This is a genomic window from Paenisporosarcina sp. P4_D4, from assembly GCF_056401835.1.
The window spans coordinates 15,119-36,722 of sequence record NZ_JBFUIO010000013.1 but is presented as its reverse complement, the minus strand read 5'-3'; the positions used below and the strand labels follow the sequence as shown (position 1 = coordinate 36,722).

General features: G+C 40.8%; 29 protein-coding genes and 2 riboswitches. Of the genes, 18 read left to right on the top strand and 11 right to left on the bottom strand.

The annotated features are described in order from the left end of the window. Positions 1 to 12: 12 nt before the first annotated feature. A complete protein-coding gene (locus AC1DSL_RS05795) occupies positions 13 to 951 on the top strand; it encodes a carbohydrate kinase family protein (protein ID WP_477531520.1) in 939 nt (312 codons plus the stop codon). Positions 952 to 997: 46 nt separating this feature from the next. Here the strand turns inward: AC1DSL_RS05795 and AC1DSL_RS05790 are convergent, their stop codons facing one another. Genes AC1DSL_RS05790 through AC1DSL_RS05775 form a run of 4 tightly spaced genes read right to left on the bottom strand, consistent with a single transcriptional unit; the run spans position 998 to position 4,405 of the window. Beyond that, positions 998 to 1,759, bottom strand: coding sequence for an energy-coupling factor transporter transmembrane component T family protein (locus AC1DSL_RS05790; RefSeq protein WP_477531507.1), 762 nt, complete (start codon positions 1,757 to 1,759; stop codon positions 998 to 1,000). Beyond that, positions 1,752 to 3,215 (bottom strand): ABC transporter ATP-binding protein, encoded by a 1,464-nt coding sequence (locus tag AC1DSL_RS05785; RefSeq protein ID WP_477531506.1) that lies wholly within the window; start codon positions 3,213 to 3,215, stop codon positions 1,752 to 1,754. The genes AC1DSL_RS05790 and AC1DSL_RS05785 overlap by 8 nt, the downstream gene beginning before the upstream one ends. Continuing rightward, positions 3,199 to 3,798, bottom strand: coding sequence for an ECF transporter S component (locus tag AC1DSL_RS05780; protein WP_016429786.1), 600 nt, complete (start codon positions 3,796 to 3,798; stop codon positions 3,199 to 3,201). The genes AC1DSL_RS05785 and AC1DSL_RS05780 overlap by 17 nt, the downstream gene beginning before the upstream one ends. Position 3,799: 1 nt before the next feature. After that, positions 3,800 to 4,405, bottom strand: coding sequence for a YkoF family thiamine/hydroxymethylpyrimidine-binding protein (locus tag AC1DSL_RS05775; protein WP_477531505.1), 606 nt, complete (start codon positions 4,403 to 4,405; stop codon positions 3,800 to 3,802). A 103-nt stretch (positions 4,406 to 4,508) separates the two neighbouring features. Beyond that, positions 4,509 to 4,615, bottom strand: a riboswitch (TPP riboswitch). Positions 4,616 to 4,773: 158 nt separating this feature from the next. On the opposite strand from AC1DSL_RS05775, the gene AC1DSL_RS05770 reads away from it, so the two are divergent. Genes AC1DSL_RS05770 through AC1DSL_RS05750 form a run of 5 tightly spaced genes read left to right on the top strand, consistent with a single transcriptional unit; the run spans position 4,774 to position 8,161 of the window. Further along, the gene (locus AC1DSL_RS05770; protein WP_477531504.1) at positions 4,774 to 5,160 is read left to right on the top strand and encodes a GntR family transcriptional regulator; all 387 of its coding nucleotides are present in this window, start codon (positions 4,774 to 4,776) and stop codon (positions 5,158 to 5,160) included. Continuing rightward, positions 5,160 to 6,266, top strand: coding sequence for a DUF1648 domain-containing protein (locus tag AC1DSL_RS05765; RefSeq protein WP_477531503.1), 1,107 nt, complete (start codon positions 5,160 to 5,162; stop codon positions 6,264 to 6,266). Before AC1DSL_RS05770 ends, AC1DSL_RS05765 begins: the two co-directional genes overlap by 1 nt. A 16-nt stretch (positions 6,267 to 6,282) precedes the next feature. Next, the gene (locus AC1DSL_RS05760) at positions 6,283 to 6,483 is read left to right on the top strand and encodes a PLD nuclease N-terminal domain-containing protein (RefSeq protein ID WP_016429790.1); all 201 of its coding nucleotides are present in this window, start codon (positions 6,283 to 6,285) and stop codon (positions 6,481 to 6,483) included. Then, positions 6,480 to 7,382 (top strand): ABC transporter ATP-binding protein, encoded by a 903-nt coding sequence (locus AC1DSL_RS05755; RefSeq protein WP_477531502.1) that lies wholly within the window; start codon positions 6,480 to 6,482, stop codon positions 7,380 to 7,382. The genes AC1DSL_RS05760 and AC1DSL_RS05755 overlap by 4 nt, the downstream gene beginning before the upstream one ends. After that, positions 7,379 to 8,161 carry an ABC transporter permease gene (locus AC1DSL_RS05750; RefSeq protein ID WP_477531501.1) on the top strand — a complete coding sequence of 261 codons (783 nt, stop codon included), beginning with the start codon at positions 7,379 to 7,381 and terminating at the stop codon, positions 8,159 to 8,161. Before AC1DSL_RS05755 ends, AC1DSL_RS05750 begins: the two co-directional genes overlap by 4 nt. A 47-nt stretch (positions 8,162 to 8,208) precedes the next feature. On the opposite strand, the gene AC1DSL_RS05745 is transcribed toward AC1DSL_RS05750, so the two are convergent. Both AC1DSL_RS05745 and AC1DSL_RS05740 read right to left on the bottom strand, forming a co-directional pair. After that, a complete protein-coding gene (locus tag AC1DSL_RS05745) occupies positions 8,209 to 8,421 on the bottom strand; it encodes a hypothetical protein (RefSeq protein ID WP_477531519.1) in 213 nt (70 codons plus the stop codon). Between the two features lie 212 nt (positions 8,422 to 8,633). Further along, positions 8,634 to 9,038, bottom strand: a complete 405-nt coding sequence (locus AC1DSL_RS05740) for an HIT family protein (RefSeq protein ID WP_477531500.1) — start codon at positions 9,036 to 9,038, stop codon at positions 8,634 to 8,636. 90 nt (positions 9,039 to 9,128) lie between these two features. Between AC1DSL_RS05740 and AC1DSL_RS05735 the strand changes: the two genes are divergently transcribed. After that, positions 9,129 to 9,845, top strand: coding sequence for a CBS domain-containing protein (locus AC1DSL_RS05735; RefSeq protein WP_477531499.1), 717 nt, complete (start codon positions 9,129 to 9,131; stop codon positions 9,843 to 9,845). A 173-nt stretch (positions 9,846 to 10,018) separates the two neighbouring features. Here AC1DSL_RS05735 and AC1DSL_RS05730 read toward each other — a convergent pair whose 3' ends face one another. Beyond that, the gene (locus AC1DSL_RS05730) at positions 10,019 to 10,390 is read right to left on the bottom strand and encodes a VOC family protein (protein ID WP_016429796.1); all 372 of its coding nucleotides are present in this window, start codon (positions 10,388 to 10,390) and stop codon (positions 10,019 to 10,021) included. 126 nt (positions 10,391 to 10,516) lie between these two features. Between AC1DSL_RS05730 and AC1DSL_RS05725 the strand changes: the two genes are divergently transcribed. The 8 genes from AC1DSL_RS05725 (at position 10,517) to AC1DSL_RS05690 (ending at position 16,478) form a co-directional block, all read left to right on the top strand. After that, positions 10,517 to 10,861, top strand: a complete 345-nt coding sequence (locus AC1DSL_RS05725; RefSeq protein WP_477531498.1) for a hypothetical protein — start codon at positions 10,517 to 10,519, stop codon at positions 10,859 to 10,861. A 45-nt stretch (positions 10,862 to 10,906) separates the two neighbouring features. Further along, on the top strand, positions 10,907 to 11,293 hold the full coding sequence (locus AC1DSL_RS05720) for a VOC family protein (protein ID WP_477531497.1): 387 nt from the start codon (positions 10,907 to 10,909) through the stop codon (positions 11,291 to 11,293). Between the two features lie 212 nt (positions 11,294 to 11,505). After that, positions 11,506 to 12,123 carry an NAD(P)-dependent oxidoreductase gene (locus tag AC1DSL_RS05715; RefSeq protein WP_477531496.1) on the top strand — a complete coding sequence of 206 codons (618 nt, stop codon included), beginning with the start codon at positions 11,506 to 11,508 and terminating at the stop codon, positions 12,121 to 12,123. 12 nt (positions 12,124 to 12,135) lie between these two features. Beyond that, complete coding sequence (locus tag AC1DSL_RS05710; RefSeq protein ID WP_016429799.1) at positions 12,136 to 12,957, top strand: metallophosphoesterase; 822 nt, start codon at positions 12,136 to 12,138, stop codon at positions 12,955 to 12,957. 35 nt (positions 12,958 to 12,992) lie between these two features. After that, complete coding sequence (locus tag AC1DSL_RS05705; RefSeq protein ID WP_016429800.1) at positions 12,993 to 13,979, top strand: GNAT family N-acetyltransferase; 987 nt, start codon at positions 12,993 to 12,995, stop codon at positions 13,977 to 13,979. Positions 13,980 to 14,196: 217 nt separating this feature from the next. Then, the gene (locus AC1DSL_RS05700) at positions 14,197 to 14,928 is read left to right on the top strand and encodes a sulfite exporter TauE/SafE family protein (RefSeq protein ID WP_477531495.1); all 732 of its coding nucleotides are present in this window, start codon (positions 14,197 to 14,199) and stop codon (positions 14,926 to 14,928) included. 56 nt (positions 14,929 to 14,984) lie between these two features. Next, on the top strand, positions 14,985 to 16,001 hold the full coding sequence (locus AC1DSL_RS05695; RefSeq protein ID WP_477531494.1) for a PQQ-dependent sugar dehydrogenase: 1,017 nt from the start codon (positions 14,985 to 14,987) through the stop codon (positions 15,999 to 16,001). A gap of 66 nt (positions 16,002 to 16,067) precedes the next feature. Then, the gene (locus AC1DSL_RS05690) at positions 16,068 to 16,478 is read left to right on the top strand and encodes a pyridoxamine 5'-phosphate oxidase family protein (protein ID WP_477531493.1); all 411 of its coding nucleotides are present in this window, start codon (positions 16,068 to 16,070) and stop codon (positions 16,476 to 16,478) included. Positions 16,479 to 16,657: 179 nt separating this feature from the next. On the opposite strand, the gene AC1DSL_RS05685 is transcribed toward AC1DSL_RS05690, so the two are convergent. After that, positions 16,658 to 17,419 (bottom strand): hypothetical protein, encoded by a 762-nt coding sequence (locus tag AC1DSL_RS05685; RefSeq protein ID WP_477531492.1) that lies wholly within the window; start codon positions 17,417 to 17,419, stop codon positions 16,658 to 16,660. Positions 17,420 to 17,708: 289 nt separating this feature from the next. On the opposite strand from AC1DSL_RS05685, the gene AC1DSL_RS05680 reads away from it, so the two are divergent. Both AC1DSL_RS05680 and AC1DSL_RS05675 read left to right on the top strand, forming a co-directional pair. Then, entirely contained in the window at positions 17,709 to 18,479 is a 771-nt protein-coding gene (locus AC1DSL_RS05680; protein ID WP_477531518.1) for a VanW family protein, read from the top strand. Between the two features lie 177 nt (positions 18,480 to 18,656). Next, the gene (locus AC1DSL_RS05675; RefSeq protein WP_016429805.1) at positions 18,657 to 18,827 is read left to right on the top strand and encodes a hypothetical protein; all 171 of its coding nucleotides are present in this window, start codon (positions 18,657 to 18,659) and stop codon (positions 18,825 to 18,827) included. A gap of 85 nt (positions 18,828 to 18,912) precedes the next feature. On the opposite strand, the gene AC1DSL_RS05670 is transcribed toward AC1DSL_RS05675, so the two are convergent. Both AC1DSL_RS05670 and corA read right to left on the bottom strand, forming a co-directional pair. Continuing rightward, the gene (locus AC1DSL_RS05670; RefSeq protein ID WP_477531491.1) at positions 18,913 to 19,338 is read right to left on the bottom strand and encodes a VOC family protein; all 426 of its coding nucleotides are present in this window, start codon (positions 19,336 to 19,338) and stop codon (positions 18,913 to 18,915) included. A gap of 149 nt (positions 19,339 to 19,487) precedes the next feature. After that, positions 19,488 to 20,450: a magnesium/cobalt transporter CorA gene (gene corA, locus AC1DSL_RS05665; protein ID WP_477531490.1), complete on the bottom strand. Its 963-nt coding sequence runs from the start codon at positions 20,448 to 20,450 to the stop codon at positions 19,488 to 19,490. A gap of 233 nt (positions 20,451 to 20,683) precedes the next feature. Here corA and AC1DSL_RS05660 point away from each other — a divergent pair, with 233 nt between their 5' ends. Next, positions 20,684 to 20,818 (top strand): hypothetical protein, encoded by a 135-nt coding sequence (locus AC1DSL_RS05660; RefSeq protein ID WP_016429808.1) that lies wholly within the window; start codon positions 20,684 to 20,686, stop codon positions 20,816 to 20,818. Between the two features lie 268 nt (positions 20,819 to 21,086). On the opposite strand, the gene AC1DSL_RS05655 is transcribed toward AC1DSL_RS05660, so the two are convergent. After that, positions 21,087 to 21,293, bottom strand: a complete 207-nt coding sequence (locus AC1DSL_RS05655) for a hypothetical protein (RefSeq protein WP_477531489.1) — start codon at positions 21,291 to 21,293, stop codon at positions 21,087 to 21,089. A 169-nt stretch (positions 21,294 to 21,462) separates the two neighbouring features. Next, a riboswitch (guanidine-I (ykkC/yxkD leader) is annotated at positions 21,463 to 21,566 on the top strand. The last annotated feature ends 38 nt before the right edge of the window (positions 21,567 to 21,604 follow it).

Below are 21,604 nucleotides of genomic sequence, written 5' to 3'. Positions count from 1 at the left end.
GGAGGATGGATGATGACTCAATCACATAAATCGCACGTCCTCACTTACGGGGATGCTTTTGTAGACTATATTGCAACCGATTCAACGAACACATCATTTTCAATGTTTTTGGGAGGGGCTACCGTTAATGTAGCAGTAGGTGTTGCTAGGCTTGGCGTACCTTCAGCATTTATTACCATTACAGGTGATGATGCAACGTCTGAGTTTGTACGAGGTGAACTTGAAGTTGAAGAAGTCATCATGGACTTTGCCAAAGTAGAACCTGAAAAACGGGTGAGTGGAGTGTATGTGCATTTAACGGAAGACCATGATCGAATTTTTCATCAATATATTGACGATGCACCACATATTCAAGTCGGCGATGAGGATTTGAAAGAAGAGGCATTTGAAAAAGCATCTGTTTTAAATTTATGTTCTGGTACATTGTTTCAACCGAAGGCATTGGAGACATCCCGCAAAGCAGTAGAATACGCGAAAAAGCACGGAGCTTTATTGTCTTTTGATGCCAATATCCGCCCGCTACGCTGGAATAGTGAAACCGAATGCCGCGAAACAATCTCTTCATTTTTCAAAGACGCAGATTTGTTGAAGTTCACGGAAGAAGAGTTAACGTTCTTAACTGAAACGACTACCATGGAAGAAGGACTTGCAGCAATCGCCAAGCTGAATATCCCCATCATTTTAATAACAGCCGGTGCGGAAGGGACTTATGCCGTTTTGGATGGAGAACTCCAGCATGTTCCGGTAGAACCAGTGGTACCTGTCGATACGACCGGAGCTGGAGATGCCTTTATGGCAGGCGTATTGCGCTATGTCCATCTCAATGGTTTGCCGACAACGATGGAATCCCTTATTGAATGTACGGCTTTTGCCAATCATCTTGGAGCCCTAGCTGCTACAAAAGCTGGTGCATTGACTGCAATGCCACGACTCAGTGAATTGCAAATATAATAAAAAATCGCCCATGACAACGTTTGTCAAAGGGAGATTTTTTGGTTCAGCTCAAAAGGAAGCCAGTGACACTACTGCCTATTAATATACCAATCATAATGATAGCCAGTAACCAATCACGGCCAGCGATGGTGATTGGTTCGTAATAAACGGAACGCTGCTCACCTGTAAAGCCTCTTGCTTCCATGGCGAATGCCGTCCGTTCCGCTCGACGAACAGCGCTCGCAAGCAGTGGAATCAATAGCCTTTTCATGCTTAAGAGGCGTTGCCAAGCATGTTTTTCCTGACCAATTCCTCGCAATCGATGTGCATGTCGAATCTGAATGAACTCATCCTTCACGACAGGCAAAAACTGATATCCAACCATCACACCGTATGCAAGTTTTGGTGACAGTCTTAATTGTTGCATTAAACTCATCACAAATTTAACTGGATCTGTTGTTAATGCAAACAACAAAGACAGTGAGGATAAAGCGAAAACACGAAACGCCAATGATAACGCTGTATGCCACTGTTTATCCGTCACTTCAAATCCATGCCATGCCCAAATGACGTCACCACTTGTATCAGCCGCAAAGAGCACTGTCGTCCATAAATATCCGAGAGCAGTAAAGCCTATTGGAATCATGAATAAAATCCAAACTTTCCAATTTACTCGACTGAACGATATTTGAACAAAAATAACACCGATAAATAATAGAAAAGGCGTCCATGGATTGAAAAACCACGCCAAAGTCAACATAGAGACAATGACTAACATAAACTTCAAAGCAGGATTCATTTCATGTAACCAAGTACGACTAGACATATGAACCCGCTCCTATCGGAGAAAGTAATTGATGACGTTTTAATAATTCGGATTGCTGCCACAATTGGTCAATTTCATAACGCCCCGTTAATTCACCGTTATTTAATAAGAAAACGGTGTCCGCGATGGCTTCAGCAAACGCCATATCATGTGTCACAATCAATACGCTGAACCCTTCTTTGGCACGAGCATCGAGTAAATGAAACAATTCGATAAGAGCATCTGAATCCTGTCCAGATGTAGGTTCATCTAATAATAGAACCGGTCGCTTATCTGCTAGCAGAGCTCCAATTGCCACACGTCGTTTTTGTCCATGACTGATTGCAAAAGGGTGGGCATCGTGAATTTCGGCTAGTCGTAACCGTTGCATAATATCCTCAATTTCATCGCTGGTAGAGTAATTTGAAAAGGAAATCTCCTGTCCTACTTGTTGAGTAACAAATAAATGCTCTGGCGATTGTGGAACGTACCCTGGAAACGTTTTTCCACTTTCGATGTACCCTGCCGATTTTTTCAAAATACCACATATGGTTTTCAGGAAAGTGGATTTTCCACTGCCATTCGGACCTGCAAGGACGGCGATTTCACCTTTTTGCAAACGGAGGGAAACGTCATGTAATAAACGTTTTTCATAAATGTTCACACTGACATTTCTCGCTTCCAACGTTATACCTTCTTGAATAGTCGAAGTACGTGAAGGAAAACGAATTGGAAATCTCGTCGGATGCTTTTCGACATGGAAATCCCCGGATGATGTGACGAGAAGGGCACGGTCGAAAAATGAACCCCACAAATCGAGACGGTGTTCAACCGCCACGATCGTGAATCCATTGGATAATTGCAATGCATCCAACCACTCCACATATTGTTGTGCGGTCAGAGGGTCTAAATGAGCAAGCGGCTCGTCGAGCAACAGCACTTGCGGTTCTATTAACAATGCACAAGCGGTTGCAAGTCGTTGTTTCATTCCTCCGGAAAGCGTTTGAATCATTGCATGCCGGATTTCAGAAAGACCGGTTAGGGTAAGTGTTGATGTGATTCGCTGTTCCATTTCTGCCCGATTGACGTACAGATTTTCTAACGTAAAAGCCATTTCTTGTTCAACTGTAGGCATACAAAATTGTGTATCCGGATCTTGGAAGACGGTAGCGATTCTCCGATTAATTTCCCCAGCGACATAACTACTGGTGTCTTTATTAAAGAGGACAACCGAACCACTTAGCTCTCCGTCACAATTGGCAGGGTACAAACGGTTCATTAAATACAGTAAACTACTTTTCCCGCAGCCACTCGGACCATATAAGACGACACGTTCGCCAGCATCTATCGAAAATGAAATGTTTGTAAAAACTGGCGAGTCATCTTCTGGAAATTGAAACGTGACTCCTCTGAAGTCAATCACTTGTGAGATGCCACTTGGTGATTCATTCGTGAAAGCTTTACCCAATGGACTCACCCTTCAGCTTGTGTTTCTTTGATGTATTGCGAGAAATCGAATATCCACGGAGAGCCCCTGTTGCCAGTAAACCATCGGATACATACTTTCCGCCTAAACCAGCGATGATGGCACCACTCATCACTCGAAGTGTGAACATCAAGAGAAGCAGTGAAGGGTCAAGCGCTGCGTAACCAGATACAAAGAAGCCATAGGCAAAACTGAAGACTGCAGAACCAATCCCCGCTAAACAAAGCACCCACCAGTCATAGCGTTTGTAACCTGTCGCGGCAAAAGCAGCTTCTGCACCAAGCCCCTGGACTAGTCCAGATAAAATCAAACGTGGTCCCACCGCATTACCGATCATCACTTCAATAGTCGCTGCCATGGTTTCAGACAAAAGAGCGGCACCCGGTTTGCGGATGATGTATGCACAAATGATCGACACAATAAACCAAATCCCAAAGATCCACTCGTATGCAATAGGTCCAATCACTCCAGCCCAAATGTTTCCTACTTGAACAAACAGCAAATAAACGACGGCAAAGACAACTGCAAAAACGGATAGCAACACAACTTCTTTCAGTTTCCAGGACTTCAACATATTACGCATCTCCTTTGTGAGAAGGGCTGTTGATGCTCATGTTAACAGTCATGACCAAATGTTTATGTTGTTCCGATCGAGCGTGTGTAAAAGAATCTTCAAGGAATGCAAATACATCGTGAATATCCCCATGAAGTCCACTTGCATAATGCATGGAATCATTGAACACCCCATATTCTTTTGCACGTGCCACTTCCTGATAAATAACCGACATATAATCGGGGTTATTCATCGGATACAGAGCAAATTGTGATGATACATATTGTTTGATTTCRCGAATTTGAGGATGGTTTAACAGAACATCATCTTTTTCCAGATAAACATCGCCTGCAGAATCCCCTGGGCAGCCAATCGAAAAGGTTCCGTTAAAGGCGACATGGGCACCCGTTTTTGCTGCATACAATACGATGGCTCTCGCTGTATCGAATACATGCATTTGCTTCCCACGCATCACCGTACTGACGTCGTCGGTATGCATCCATACATTTGAGGTATCTGCTTCACGCAAAGCCCCTTTAATAATTTCAATAAAATTGTCCGCCATCGGGTGAATCGAAAACCGTAAGCCAACGATTGGACTAATCCCACAACTAAACTCATTCGACATCTCTTTTTCCTCCTTTTTTAGTGCCAGGCACCTATTATTGAACATAAAAAAGCTGCATTCGACTTGGAATGCAGCTGGTTTGCGCAAAAAGAAAAAAAGTTGGGCAAAGGTCACCGCACTTCCTCACGCCAGTATTACCTGGATCGAGTGTTAAGGGATCGGAGCAAATGCTCTCATCTCAGCCAAACTATAGCACCCCTAGTGCAAATTCGTATGCAGTTTTATATATTCAAGAACGGCTTCATTGTAACGCATGAAAAAAGGATTGTAAATAAAGTGAATATCAATACTTGCCAATCAGCAAATTCTGTTCTATATTGTATATAACAAGACTGTTCTACTAAGAATAGAACAAAGGGAGGTCGCATATGTTTATTGAGATTGAACCGGAATCGACCGTACCGATTTACTTGCAATTGGCTCAGCAAATTATTGAAGGGGTAGCAAAGGGGTCTTTGAAACCTGGAGATTCCTTGCCATCTGTACGCTCATTTGCAGCTGATCTCGGCATGAACATGCATACGGTAAATAAAGCTTATCACTACTTGGAAGAGAAGGAATTTATTCAGATTGTACCGAAGAAAGGTGTATTCATTCATGAAAAAGGTGTACGGAAAGCATCAGCTTCCGATCGCCAACGACTGAGTAAAGAATTACGCCCAATCATAGCAGAAGCACTTTGTCTTCAGTTGTCTAAAGAGGACATTGAGTTACTGGTGAAAGAAATTATTTTGGATTTGAAGGAGGTTAAGTAATGTCAGCAATCATTTTTATCGTCCTATTAATGTTCAACATTGCCATTCAAGCCTTTTTACCGAAGTTTCTGAAGGAAAGTGAAGCGTTTGGCGTGTATATCCCGGATACGCACTTAAAAGACCCGCGTCTTATGAAGATGAAAAATCGCTACACACAATTGGTTTTGCTATGTGGTGTGGTTGTTCTAGTCCTATTCATTGGCGGGGTGTTAATCGTCCGTCCACAGGAGCAACAAATTGTATTTTGGGGATTAGCTGCACAAATAGGTGCATTGGTTCTGCCGATGGGGTTATATGCAAAAAATCATATTGCATTAGCTAACTGGAAGAAAGATGAAAAATGGACAGCAGGTCAAGTTGAGCGGAAAGTGGTAGACCTGCAGTTTCGTGAGCAACTGAAACTGTTGCCCAACATGTATTTTATCTTGCCGATGCTTTTGACCGTCAGTCTAAGTGTTTATGGATTAACCCAATATGATTTGATACCTGACCAGCTTCCGACGCACTGGGGTCCGAATGGGGAAGCGGATGCATTTACTGAAAAAAGTTGGCTTTCAGTTAGTTCGTTGCCATTCCTGACACTCGTGCTTCAAGGCATGTTGCTTTTTTTCAATGGGGCCATGAAGCAATCAGGCGCAAAAATTCAGGTAAAAAATAAAAAACGTTCCCGAGAACAACAACTCGCTTTCCGTAAATATACAAGTTGGTTATTGTTTGTCGTGACCATTTCGATGACGTTGTTGATGGGGTACTTACAGCTGACCATTATTTTTCCTGAAACCATGTCAACTTCAGTAACACTTGCTTCCACCATCGCTTTCTTGGTCATTATTTTAGGTTCCGTCCTATTTTACGCTATTAAAGTAGGGCAAAGTGGCACCAGAATAGTCGTATCACACCCGGATGAAAGTCTAGAAGGGGTAATCGATCAAGATGACGATCGATACTGGAAATTCGGAATGTTTTATGTGAATAAGAACGATCCGAGCATAATGGTGGAAAAACGTTTTGGGATTGGCTGGACCATCAATTTCGGTCACAAAACCAGTTGGATTTCCTTACTATTACTAATAGGAAGTATCGTGTTCGTTTTAACATTGCAATAAAGAGGAGTGGGAGAAAATGGAGGAATTACAAGGGGTGCCTTGGGGTATTATCACACCGATATTTATCATTCAATTTATTTTACTGGTAGTTGCACTCATCGATTTAGCAAAAATACATCAAACAAACGGACCTAAATGGGTCTGGGTACTGGTTATTATTTTCATTAGTATTTTTGGACCTATTACATACTTTATTGCAGGGAGAAAACAAGCATGACGACAATCTTAGAAGCTAACCATTTAATGAAAATATACGGCTCAGAGCGAGCTGTAAATGATGTGACTTTTGCGCTGGGAGAAGGCACATCTACGGCATTAATCGGACCAAATGGAGCCGGTAAAACGACGACTTTATCCATGCTTGGTGGGTTATTACAACCAACATCCGGTACCATTTCACTGAATGGGGAAAAACATGCGGACGTAAGAAAACATATTGGTTTCCTGCCTCAATATCCACAATTCTTTTCGTGGCTGACAGCACTGGAATTTACTGAAATGGCGGCGAAATTAAGTGGGATGGACTCACGGTCTGCCAAGCTTGAAGCACAAAAAACACTGGAGTTCGTAGGACTTGGAGACGCACTACGGAAAAAAACGGGCACTTTCTCTGGCGGAATGAAACAACGTCTTGGATTAGCACAGGCCATTGTTCATAAACCAAAGCTCTTATTATTGGATGAACCCGTATCTGCGCTGGATCCCGTTGGAAGACGCGAGATTATGAATCTATTGAAAAGCTTGCAACAAGACATGACCATTTTGTACTCGACACACATTTTAAATGATGCGGAAGAAATGACGGATCAATTGTTGTTTTTACGAAAAGGACAATTGGTCGAACAAGGTTCGATTGGCGATGTGCGTGCAAAATATGATCAACCAAGATACCGCTTGGAATTTGGCCGAGCAGAAGATGCCCTCATTTATTCAGAAAGTGCTCCATGGAAAGTACAAGTAGAAGGCACTTGCGGTACCATTCACATAACTCAAGGTTTGCCGACAATGGCGGAAGTGTTGAAGTCGTTGGCGGAAAGTGGACTGGATGTCCAGAAAGCGGAGCGACAAACAGCGAACTTAGAAGAAATCTTTATGAAGGTGGCGGGGCAGGCATGAGGGAATTAATCGTACTTTTTCAAAAAGAGTGGCGTGAAAATACACGCAACTATAAATTTTTATGGGTACCTCTAGTCTTTATTTTCTTCGGATTGTCCGAGCCGCTGACAAGTTACTATTTGCCGCAAATACTTGACGCGGTAGGGAATATGCCTGAAGGCTCCGTCTTCCCAATGCCGGATTTCACGCCCGCTCAAGTCATCATGGCGACAATGGGGCAATACCAATTCATCGGCATGCTCGTATTAGTATTGGCATTCATGGGTACCATTTCCCGCGAGCGTAAAAATGGAACAGGAACGCTTATTTACGTACGACCGATTTCTTATATAAATTACTTTTTGAGCAAATGGAAAGTTGTAGGCTTCATTGCGCTAGTGAGCGTATGGCTAGGATTGTTGACGAGCTGGTATTACACAGGGTTGTTATTCGGCAAAATCGAAGCAGCTGATTTCTTAGCTTTTGCAGGCACTTATAGTGTATGGATTTTATTTGTCGTGACAATCGTTTTGGCTATGAGTGCGTGGTTACCTACAGGTGGCGCTGCAGGTGTATCATTATTGCTGGTCTTACTTGTTCAGATTGTAGACTCTTTACTTGGAGCGTACTGGACCATATCGCCTTGGAAGCTGTCTATTTATGCAACGCAGTGGTTGACAGGTTCACCAGACTCAGGCGATTTCTGGTGGAGCATGGTGATCACGATTGTTGCTATTATCGCTTTGATGATATTTGGTGTATGGATGTCAAAACGCAACGCATCAAAAACAAAAGTGTAAAAGTTATCCCTCTCCAAATTAAAATGGAGAGGGATTTTTTTGTAGGCTTATTTTTGGTCGTTATTGTCAGCTGCACCATCAGCATCTGGTATATCTGATTTGTCCATCGTTGGTTCTTCACCATCTGTTTTATTCTCTCCAGGTACGAAGTCTTTATCTTGATCACTTGGCCCCTGTTGAGTACCGATGGAAGTACCTTTATCCGTTCCACAACCAGCAAGCATAAACATAGCCAGAACGACTAATAATATAGATTTCATATACAAACTTTTACCTCCTGTTTCACCTGATTTTTGTTTTCAGCTTAGGTTGCTCATACAGGAGTGAAATATGTATTTTAATAAAATGGGTTTTGTATTTTATCAGTCGTGTAACGGTTTTTGTCGAGTGTGAAGTGGTTTCTGACTCGAAGGGGATTTTGACCATTTATTAATTTCCAACCTGACCATTCGAGAAAATTTCGATATACATGTTATTTTCCGGGTCTGCGATTTTCTTCCGATTTGAACCATGCACGAATGCCTTTTCCAGCATAAGGTTCGTCTGCAAAACGAGGCAAAATATGAAAATGCGCATGCGGAATAGATTGGTTTGAAGCGTCTCCAACATTCCAGCCTAGTGTGTATCCGTCTGGTGAGTAGTTCTCGTCCGCATAGGACTTCACTTGTTGCATCAATTCATATGTAGCGTTCCATTCTTCCTGTGTTAAATCAAAAACCGTTTGTCGATGGATTTTTGGAACGATTAGTCCACTGCCTTCTAAAATGGTTTGGTGTTTGGGATGTTGTAAGTACTGGCAATATTCATTTTCAAACACAATACGCTGTTCAGAATCCTTTTGCGGATTGCAATAAGGACAATTTAATAGGTTTTCCAATTTCAACACCTCTTCTTACAGTAATTGTAATAGAACGACAGGAAAATAAGCAAACTATGTAGAAAGAGTTGCGAACGGGAGGAATGAAAAATGGATAAAACACAAAAGGCTGAGCAATCAATTCGAAATTCCAATCGCTTTTTGACGGCTTTTCATCGCATTGAACAATCGATGAAAGACATTATTGGCACCAATGATCATCTGTCATTTTATAAATTAGTTGAGCTTTCGAAACGGAAGAATGCCGTTGTCCGAAGATTTGAAGAGGATTTAAAAGAATATGCCACACTGCGAAATGCCATCGTCCATCATCAAACCTCAACAGAGTATGCCATTGCTGAACCCCATGATGAAATTGTACAAGCTCTTGAAGCAATTGATGAAGCACTGGCAAAACCAGTTACCGTAGGGGAAATGTTTGCACGAAAAGTAAGCACACTCCAAGCGAAAGACACGTTACTTGATGCCTTAGTCATGATAAGAGATAAACAATTTACCCAAATACCCATATATGAAGGTAATGTTTTTGTAGGCCTATTAACTGCGGTGGGAATTACCTTCTGGCTTGCAAACCATGTCGAAAAAGAGGATATTTCCTGGGAAATGACTATCGAATCCACTCTTCAACATGAAAAAAAKAAAGAAAATCATCTTTTCGTCTCACGAGAGATGTCGATTTTTGAAGCGGAAGAACTTTTTAAAGAGGCAATGGCAAAAGGAAAAAGACTCGAAGCATTGCTGATTACGGACAAAGATGGGCTGGTCGGTATTGTCACGCCGTTGGATCTGATGAAAATTGAAGCGTGATTGAGTTTTTTGTTCTCAATTGTTAGAGCAATTATACAATGGACATCTCATTAAACCTGCTCCGATTGGACGAAAACTCATATTGAATGGACAAAACCTTAAATGGGAGAAGGCTACGCCTCCTCTTGAAAAGAAAAACCCTTCCACGCTGAAGCTTTGGAAGGGTTCGTTGCTTAAATTTCACTCATAACAGCATGTGTATTGCCTTCGCCATCTTTGAAGAAAGCCATCCAGATTTCAATATCGCCCATTTTTCCAACCATGTGGGGTTCATCAATAAAATCTGCTCCCGCTTCTTTCATGGTGCTCACTGTTGAATTCAATTCTTTCACTTTGAAGTACAGCACGGAGCTTGGGTGGTCAAACTCTTTCTTCTCCGGCAAACTCAATAACAAACGTGTTTCTCCACATTGGAAAAACGCCAGTCCATCTGTTTCGAACAGTAACGGCAAGCCGATTACATCTCTGTAAAAAGCGACAGCTCGAGACACGTCTTTTACATTGACAGCAATTTGACCAATGGACTCAATCGATAAATTTTTCATATGTAATTCCTCCAATCCCTCCTTTTTCAATTCGACAGAACGAGTGGAAATCCTGCTGTGGTATTCTTTAGGAAAGACTCGAAAGTTTGATAATAAAGGATGAATTCAAAATCAGGGGGTGAAGAAGTGAATTGGAATTGGAATGAAACGAGCATCACTTTGGCTTATACACCTGCAAATTTAAAGGACTTACTAAATAAGGTATGTAATAAAGAAAACAGTTTTTCACAATTTGATTTTAGTAAGTGGTGTGATAACTTAACTATGTTTTTTGATGATGACGAACGAGAAGAGTTGAATGAATTTGAAACCCTCGCTGCGTGGGTTGCGACAGACATTGAAGCCCAATGGGATTTGTTTTTAATTCATACTTATTCGTCTAAGATATTGCAGGACTTGGACCTCACTAAAGTAGAATTGCCTCATCAATGGTGGATTCAATGGTCAGAAGAAATGAACGAGGCGTTATAGCTTTTGTTAATCGAACGAATACGCCCTCGAAAAAGGAGGATAAGCATGTTACATCACGTAGAAATGAATGTCTCCAATTTACAGCAATCCCGCGCCTTTTATGACTTTCTATTGCCGATGCTAGGCTATGAACTCTATCAACAATGGGATAAAGGATTTAGTTATAAGGTCAATCATACATATCTAGTTTTTGTACAAACAGAGGAGAAGCATGCGGATGCGTCATTCCACCGAGGTTGTACAGGCTTAAACCACCTCGCATTTCATGGGGAGTCCCGTGCGCAAGTTGATGCTCTGACGGAAGAATTGATAAACCGTGGCGTAAACATTCTATATAAAGATCGTCATCCCTTTGCAGGAGGCAATCATACGTACGCTGTATTTTTTGAAGATCCGGACCGGATAAAATTAGAGATTGTAGCGCCTAAATAACGGGTATCAGGTAGAAAAGTAGTGATTCTGCCATGCCGTTTGATTAAGACCTGGATTACGAAAATTTAGACCTTCGGAAAAAGCCTGAGTTGTACCACGTTATAAAACGCTGGGCTTCCGTATACAGTGTTAGAGACTACCTTGGTTGAATCATTAGCCAGACCATTCGCATTCCTTTATGCTAAAAGAAAACGATAGTTGGGGGAATCTCCATGAACATTACGATATTTGGTGCGACAGGTCGTGTAGGAAATGAAATCTTACAACGTGCTCTCGAAGACGGTCATCTTGTGAGGGTCCTTGTACGCACACCATCCAAACTAACGCCTCATGAAAATTTAACGATTCTAGAAGGCGATATCCGAGAACAACAATTGGTGAGTGAAGCGATAAAAGGGGCGGATGCCGTGTTCAGTGCAATTGGTACTGATAAAACTACAACACTGACAGATGCGATCCCGCTTATTATTGAAGCCATGCAAAAAGAAGAAATAAAACGCATCGTCACAATCGGCACGGCAGGGATTTTGCAAAGTCGTACCAACCCTGAAGCGTACCGCTTTCAGTCAACTGAATCAAAACGTCGCTTAACCTTTGCGGCAGAAGAGCATGCAAAGGCTTATGAACAGCTTGCTGCAACGAATCTGGAATGGACAGTTGTCTGCCCAACCTATTTACCGGATGGAAAGGCGACGGGTCAGTGGAGAACCAAACGGAACTTTTTACCTGAAGATGGCGTTGAAATATCTGTAGGGGACACTGCTGAGTTCGCTTACAAAGAATTGCTGGATCCTCAGTTTATAAACGTTCGAGTGGGTCTTGCTTATTAAAAGGAGTTTTACATGTTTCGAAAACTATTGAAAGGTATCATTGCCGTCGCTTGTCTGATTGGCTTCTTATATGTGAATAACAACTGGCTCAGCGTTACGAATCATACCGTAGAATCTTCTGAGATTCCTTCATCTTTTGATGGATATCGGATTGTGCAAATTTCAGATTTACATGATGCTACTTTTGGTGAAAATCAACAGCGGTTAGTGAATAAAATTAAACAGGCAAGGCCAAATATGATTGTCATTACTGGGGATTTGATTGATAGCAATCGCTATGATTTACCCAACAGTCTTGCGCTCATCGAGGAAATTGTGGAATTAACAAACGTGTACTACGTGACAGGAAATCATGAAGTGGCAACGAATGATGTGGAACATATAAAAGAGGAACTCACCACTCGTGGCGTGCACGTGTTATCCAATGAAACCGTGAACATAACACGTGACGGAATGTCGATATCCTTAACAGGGATAGAAGACCCATTAAATGGTGCGACAGCTTCACAAATGATTGATTCTTCCAATGTTCCGAATGACGCTTTTTCAATTCTCCTTGCCCATCGCCCAGAAGATTTTCAATCTTATATAGATGCAGGAATGGATATAACGTTTTCCGGACATGCACATGGCGGTCAGTTCCGTATCCCATTCGTTGGTGGCCTTGTTGCACCTGGTCAAGGTTACTTTCCAAAATATACAGCAGGCATTCATGAAGGTGGGTCATCTAAATTGATTGTCAGTCGAGGACTTGGAAATAGCGTCATTCCGATACGCCTGTTTAACTTGCCTGAAATAGTCGTGGTTACGTTAAAATCGAGTTCAATAAAATAACTCGATCGACAACTTAAGAAGGAGAGATTTTCATCATGCCACAAAGCATTACGCTTGTACCTTATAATCCAGATCATCAACAAGCATTCCAATTTTACCCGTTACCTCCCGACCAGCTTGAGTTTACGGCACATCCATTAGAGCTGCTGAAAAACGACAATTATTCCAGAACTCCCGTCACCATCTTGGAAGGGAATCATATCGTTGGGTTCTTTGTCCTGGATACCGGAAATGACCGTTTCTTTTATACTGACAACCCGAATTCTATTTTATTAAGGGGATTTTCCATTCATCCGGAATCCCAAGGTCAAGGAATTGCAGTGAAAACGATACATGCTCTTCCAACTTTTATTCATCGGCATTTTCCGCAATTCGACGAAGTGGTACTTGGGGTCAATGAACGCAACGAAGCTGCTAGACATGTTTATTTAAAGGCTGGTTTCAAAGATGAGGGACGTCGTTACATAGGTTCAAAAGGTCAGCAATATGCGCTGCATCTATATGTACCAGATACAATCATACGCCGAGCAAGGCCCGGGGATGAGGATGGAATTACCAAGGTCTGTACGAAAGGTCAATGGTTTACATATGGGGATATATATACGAAGCAAGAGATTGAACATATCATTGATAGATACTATACTCCTAAACGAATCTTGAAGGAAATCAGTGATTTGTCGAAAAAATGGAATGGTTACTATGTGGCTGAGGTTGAAGGGGAAATTGTTGGGGCAATCGGTGGGGGCATGACCAACTCCAAAATAGCAGAAATTTACGTTCTTTATTTGCATCCAGAGAAGCGGAACAAGAAAATTGGATCACAATTACTGGAAGCTTATACCCGACTACAACAAGAAGAGTATAATGCCACGGAACAGTGGGTTTCGGTGGAAAAGAAAAATGACAAAGGAATCCCATTTTATAAAGCAAAAGGATTCATTTTCGTTAAAGAAGAGCCTGCAAATGATTCCGAATTGACAAGTTCTCACACTTCTTTACGATTAAAAAGAGCATTAGATTAAAAGAAAATTTTAGATTTTTGGGTGCTCTCGTTTAGTTGATACATGGTTTTCAAGTATTGCTCTTGAAGACATTTCATTCATTATTAAAATAAAAATAGTTGCCCTCGAGTAATGAGAGCAACTTTTTTGTTGTTATTTACAATTTCTAGTTCATTACTATATGAAAATACCCTTCTCCAACTCGCATAAACATACTAACTTGATAAAGAGGTAGCTCATGGATTACATTTGGTTATTTTTAATAGGTTTGATTGCGAATGTGCTGGGTACTTTGGCTGGAGGCGGTGGCTTAATTAGTTTACCGGCCATGTTAATAATGGGAATACCGGTACACTCAGCCATTGGCGCAAACAAGGTCTCGAATACAGTCAGCTCCTTATCTAGTTTCATCGTAATCTATAAGTATAAAGAAGTTACCGTCAAAGAAGCGTTGATCATCGTTCCGCTATGTCTTGGTGGGGGAATATCAGGAGGATTAATCGCGTCCTTTCTAACAGAAAGCACGTTGACAATAATCGCCGTTGTCCTCCTGAGTTTCGCATTGCTTACTTCATTTATGGGATCGAGTGATTTTGAAGGAAATCGTCCGCTTGTCGTTAGTAAGAAAAGTGGGGTCGGTCTATTTGGCATCGGTCTATACGATGGGGTGTTTGGACCGGGATCTGGCACATTGATGATGTACGTGCTATCTCATCTAGGCATTTCTTATATTCGGGCTGTTGGACTAGCCCGTATTGCGATTTTTTCAAGTTGTTTCGGTGCGGCATTAACGTACATAGCGACGGGGAAAATTATGTGGGCGGTAACCATTGCACTATTGTTGGGCTCGGTAAGTGGTGCGCAAATCGGGGTGCATCTAGCTCGTAAATTGAAAAAAGAATATGTGAAACCTTTATTACGCATTGTAACGATAGCGTTGATTATACAAATTGTCGTAACCAATCTCTAGATAAAAAGGCTAAATTTTCAGTATAATGTGAAGAAAGAGTAAAGAGGTGATTGGTCATGAAGCGATGGGTAATCTTCACCTCATGCCTTCTTCTGTTAAGTGGGTGTGGAATATTTGAACAAAACAACTCTGAAGAACCAGAGTTAATTAAAGAAGTAGCTACAAATCTTCAAGTCCCTTGGTCCATCAACCAATCTGGGAAGGACTTTTACATATCAGAACGGGTCGGCACGATTGCCTATATCCAAGCGGATGGCACTGTCGAACATCAAAAAGTAGAGTTTTCCACGCCTTTAGCGACAGTTTCGGAAGCGGGTTTGCTTGGATTTGTCCTGAAACCATCGTTCGAAGAAACAAAAACTGCATTTGCCTATTACAATTACGATGCGGGAAACGGTCCATTCAATCGTATAGTGACATTGAAATTAGAAGGTGACGTCTGGAAAGAAAACGCCATACACTTAGACGGAATCTCAACCGGCAATGTCCATCATGGAGGTCGACTTGAAATCGGTCCTGATCAGTTGTTGTATGCAACGATTGGGGATGCGTCAAATCCACAACTCGCCCAAGAGCCCGATTCTAAAAACGGGAAAATCCTCCGTTTAAATGCAAACAATCAATGGGAAACCATTAGTTTAGGTCATCGCAATCCTCAAGGCCTTGCTTGGTCAGATGATGGTGTGTTATTTGCTTCTGAACATGGGCAATCTGCCAATGATGAAATAAACAAAATCGAACCAGGTAGTAACTATGGTTGGCCATTAACTGAAGGAAGTGAAGAGCGAGAAGGATATGTGACTCCATTGCTTCATTCAGGTGCGAATATCACATGGGCACCTTCTGGCATGACGTTTCATAAAGGGAAATTGTATGTTGCAGCTTTGCGAGGAGAAGGTATTCTCGTCATTAATCCCGAATCTGGTGAATTAGAGGATAAAATTACGGGCTATGGACGAATAAGAGATGTATTTTCAAATGGTGATGAGTTGTACTTCGTCTCAAACAATCGAGATGGACGTGGAAAAGCGAATGTTGATGACGATATGCTTTACCAATATTTAGCGGAATAACAGCACATTGTCATGTTTAATTGGCTGAACTGAAAGGAATACTTTCAGGAAAGGAGCTGATTAAGAGTGAGTAAACAACAAGCATTGAATATTTTAAAAGAAAGTCGCACCGGCACGATGGCAACGATTAAAAATAATAAACCACACTCAAGATACATGACTTTCTTCAATGAAGAATTCACTTTATATACGCCAACCAATAAAAACACGCATAAAGTTGAAGACATTGAAGCCAATCCATATACACATATTTTGATTGGCTATGACGGAGAAGGCTTCGGGGATGCATTCCTAGAGATTGAAGGCAAAGTAAGTGAAAGTAAAGACGAAAGTTTGAAAGAAAAAATTTGGAATGACCATATGAAAAATTGGTTCGAAGGTCCAGAAGACCCGAACTTAGTGATATTGGTTGTAAAACCAGAAAGCATTCGTCTTATGAACAAAAGTGGAAAACCACCTGAAACCATTGAATTTTAATAAATGCAAAGCTCACACTCAGACTGAGGGTGAGCTTTTTTGTGTAATGTGAAAGTTTGTGAAAAAATTAACGCTCAAACAGCGATGTTTATCGCTCAAACTGAACCATTTATCGCTCAGAAAGGTCTCAGAGTCAAGTTAACTTGTCCCTGAGATGACGGTTCCTCAAAGTGTGATTTTTAATCTCTCTCCATTGCTTTGTAGTACCCCAAAGCATCCCTTAAAAACTCTTCTTTCATGCCTGTCCGCGAGTTAATTCGTTGAATCCATTCCTCCAAGTTTAAATCGGAATCTTCCGCATGCAATTTCTGTGAAGTACTTAAAAAACTTCTCCAGTCATCAAATTCCCAGTGAACGATCTCTTCTTCCAAAGGAAGCCTGATTTCAACTAGCGGCTTCTTTCGGAAAACTTTTTGCACACGCTCTGAAATGGCCCACAACAAATGATCATCGAGTGGCGTCATATCGTATTCTGAAGTTGATACTTTCCCATTCGGCCTTTGATATGAAATGGTGGTCTTGTATCGTTCTGTCCGGAGTTTTACTTTTGCAGCAGGAAAAAATCCTTTGACATAGTCTTGGTGGTTAACCCGTTCTGCATCCACAGCGATTGGCTGAATCCATTGATCACCGAGATCGCACAAATAGCAATGTCCTTCACCATCTATCGCAATTACAGCAACATGTGCCCGTTCTGCATCGACATCATTCGTAATTCCATAAGCTTCAATACCTGCAGCACGGAATTCTTCAATTAACCATAGCGACAAGTCTACACAATTCCCAGCGACACCGAAATGCTCGAAATGCTCCTTAATCAAAGAAACAGGACGCTGTGCTCCACCACCTGATTGCTTGGACCACCATAGTTTCATCAGCGTATCCATAGGCTTGTCGTCAAATTTTCCCCATACAGCCAATATCTCTTTGGGTGCTTGCATTCGTTTCATCCTCCTTACCTTCATTAACATCATATCGTAATAATAAAAAGGATTCTCCTAGTTTATGGAGAATGATATAAAGATTCAATGACTCGAAAGGTGGAAGAGAAGCTTGGTTTAATATCCAAGATCCAGATGGGAACGTTGTCATGATTTGCAATTTTTGAGGTGTCTACATTGAAAGTTCTTTTCATATGCATTTAATGACGATGGTTAATTTTCTAATTGAAAGGAGCGCACTAAATTGCAATCTCTTAAACCGAAAAAGAGAAGTGCTTCCCGTATATGGATGGGAACTAAAGCTTATCGACTGAAACGATATGCTGAATGGGTACTGGATGAAAAAAAGTACGCAAAAAATAAGCGAAATGAATCACTGGAATATCGAGTTTTCAAACACAAGACACCGTTGCTGCGTCAGTTAAAAGACGTGGACATGCAACTGCAATATAATAAAGTCGTGAATTTAAAGATTGCGGCTAAAAAAGTAAGTGGAATCGTCGTTCAGCCAGGTGAAACGTTTTCCTACTGGAAGACAATTGGGAAAACAACGAGACGGAAAGGTTATCTTGACGGCATGATTTTGCATTATGGGAAAGTGCGATCTGGTCCAGGCGGTGGCCTTTGCCAATTATCCAACCTGATTTACTGGATGACTTTGCATACTCCACTTACTGTAACAGAACGCTACCGTCACAGTTACGATGTATTTCCGGATTCCAAGCGCAGCCAACCTTTTGGAAGCGGGGCAACTTGTGCATATAACTATTTGGACCTGCAGATTAAAAATGAAACGAATGAACCTTACCAACTAATCATTTACGTAACCGATCAATCTTTGGTAGGCGAATGGCGATCGACACAACCTTCTTTGACGACCTACAATGTTTATGAAAAAGAGCATTGGTTCACATTAGAACAATGGGGCGGGTACGTACGTCACAACACGATATACCGTGAAGTACTCAACCGTTTCGGAGAACGAATCGATGACGAGTTCATTACTGAAAACCATGCCATTACCATGTATGAACCTTTTCTGACGGATGGAAAAGCATAAAAGAAACAGCTCAGCAGGAATCTGCTGAGCTGTTTTATTGTTCGTCTAATAAAGAAAGAAAAAATGACTGTTTCGATTAACATTTACGGATGAGGTTTATATGTTTTGTATAGGGGTAAATTTGAATTAGAACATTAGAAACATTCAACTAACACAAAATATGAGGAGGAAACTAACATGGCAGATTGGAAAAAAACATTATTAGCAAGTAGTCTAGTAGGTGGAATCGTTTTGGGTGGTTTAGCAGGTTGTGGTGACGGAGTTGACCAGGATAATGGTGTCAATGATGGTGACCAGAAGGACGAAGTAGATTCTGAAAACAAAAACACTGAAGAAGGCGAAGAATAATTCAGCCGATTTAAGGAGCGTAAAGCTCCTTTTTTTTATGGACAATAAGTGAAGTTAATGGGTTAAGCCTTGTAACACCATCACTCTATAGCTTTTTAGCAGTTAAGAATTTCTCTTTAAATATGTTGCTTAATTCACTCCAAACGTCAAATTTATTCCCATCTAAATCATAAAAAACAAAGTTTTTTCCTGCATGCCCGCGGTTTTCGATATCGCCAATTCTTATTTCTTTTTCATTGAAATCCTTGTGTATACTTTCTAAAGCAGATAATCCGTTCACTTCAAAGGTAATAGAGAAATGTTCATTCCCATTAATGTCATAGAAGTTCGAGCTTTGATTATCTCTAGACTTAACAAGGAATATACTTTGGTTGGCTAAATTAAGAATAGCTTTATCGTTGTCTTTATAGCTTAATTCAGCACCTAATTTGTGTACATACCATTCCGAAGATAGCTCTACGTCGGTAACAGGTAAATATGTAGTTCCTACTCTTAGTAACTTTTCCTTCATCTTATAATCCTCCCCAAAAATTTTCTAAAATTGAGTTCTTCATCCTATTTCTATTTTCGATACTACAATGGGGAAATCCTGTTTGAACTTATGAACTGGAAACCGATCAAATAAAAAACCATCTCCTTTTTTTCGGGAGATGGTTTTCATTATGATTTGAATAAATTCAGCCAGCCTTTGTATTTAAACCAGGCGAACATTAACAATCCGATAAGTGCCATTCCGCCTAAAGCGAAAAAGTAGCCGTATTTCGTCTCGAGTTCCGGCATGTTTTCAAAGTTCATGCCATATACCCCTGCTACAAATGTTAGTGGAATGAAAATGGAGGATACAATCGTTAAAATCATCATGATTCGGTTCATTCGATTGGAGTTCATTGCCATATAGCTATCTCGTATATCCGCTGTAAGTTCTCGGTTTGACTCCACAATTTCTGTCAGTTTGACGAGGTGATCAGAAATATCCGCAAAGTAGGAATGTTCGTGCTGTTGAAGGTTAAAACTACTCGAGTTTAAAACTCGGTACATCAAATCACGCATCGGCAAAATCGTTCGGCGCAACCATAACAAGTCACTGCGCATTTCAAAGACAGTATCCATCGAAAAATGCTTCATATCAAACGTCATCTGATCTTCAATTTCGTTCAAATGGTCCTCAATCTTGTACACAAGTGGAAAGTAGGAATCAACCACTTTGTCGAGAATTTGATACATCGCATAAATCGCTCCACGTTCCCAGAAGGAGGCATCGCGTTGCAATTTTTCTCGAACCAAGTCCAATTCTTGAACGGTATTATGATGAAAAGTAACAACAAAATTCTTTCCAACGAATAAATCCAATTCTTCTGCTTCGAGTGTCTCTTCATTCAGCGTATGGACGACAAAGAAATGATATCCATCGTGGTAATCGACTTTCGGGCGCTGCAAGCGGTGTAAACAATCTTCAATCGCCAGTGGATGGAAATGAAAGAACGAATCAAGCAAAGCCCATTCAGTGGCTGATGGTTTGTCAAAATCAATCCAGTACCAGTCGAATGACTTTTTATGTAGATCTTCTAAAGGAAAGTCCATTTCTAATTGGCTATCAACGGTAACTCCAAATGTTCGAATCATAAGTAAAACCTCGTTTCACACTGTAAATGCTAGTAGTAGTTTACCACGAAAGTTCGATGTGCTTGTATTGAAGCCAACAAAATTCGTTTGAAAAAGGAGAAGTTACCAGTCGATTTCTTATAACTTCACATTAAAAGTTCATTTTCTAAATAATGTCTTAACAAGTTATTCACATCCTCTTCATATTCATCTATTACACTAAAGGTGCAAGCTCAAATCCAAGGAGGTCCTACATGAGTCAAACACGTTTGAAAAAGAAAGCTTTACCTATCGCAATCCTTTCGTTTTTAGCCATCAGTGGAGTCGCGGGAACCATTGCCACATTTCCATTTCATAAACGACAACGAATACCTCTAAAAGCTAGATAAAGGAAAAATAAAAAATGCGATTTAAAGGAGAGTCATTAACGTGGAAATTCAACGAAGACCTTGGAAAAAAATATCTTTGACGCGATTTATGGACTTCATAAGTAAGTCCACTCAAAGAGCACAAGAAAAGAGATTTTCTCAATTAAATTCATCACAGACACCTTGGAATTAACTAAACGCAATCATAAATAAATAAATTGATTCACTTTACTACTCTCATTTCTTATGGAGAGTTTTTTCTTGTTTAAAAACTCCTTCATACGGGAATTTACATATCTTTAATAACTTTTACCACTCCATACGCTGACAGATACGAAATCGGGATGAGAAGAAAAAGAATGATCAATCCAATCATCGTACCAAGTGGAGAGATAGGAAGTAGATTACCTGCAAAAAATCCAAGTATCTGAAAATAAATGACGAAAATGACGATGGACATGATTAGAATAATCATCTTATTTTTGAAGGTTTTCATTGTGATTCTCCTTCCGCAACAACCAAATATAGTACCATTAAGTATTACATTTACTTCCAATTGTTACAACTGTTTCTTTAAAGCGAGCGCATCGTTTGACTCTCTGTAAAATATAGTTTATTCTAGCCATGGAATTAATAAATTCATAAAGCGCCATTTTCACAATGGCGGCCAAGTTTTCTAGGGTTCCGCAAACAACCGGTTTGGTCTGGTCCAAGAGAAAACGCTTTGCACACATGCAAAGATACACGGAAGGATAAAAGCCTGGGAGATGACGTATGATACGTTTATCTCTCGGGCTTATTTTGATT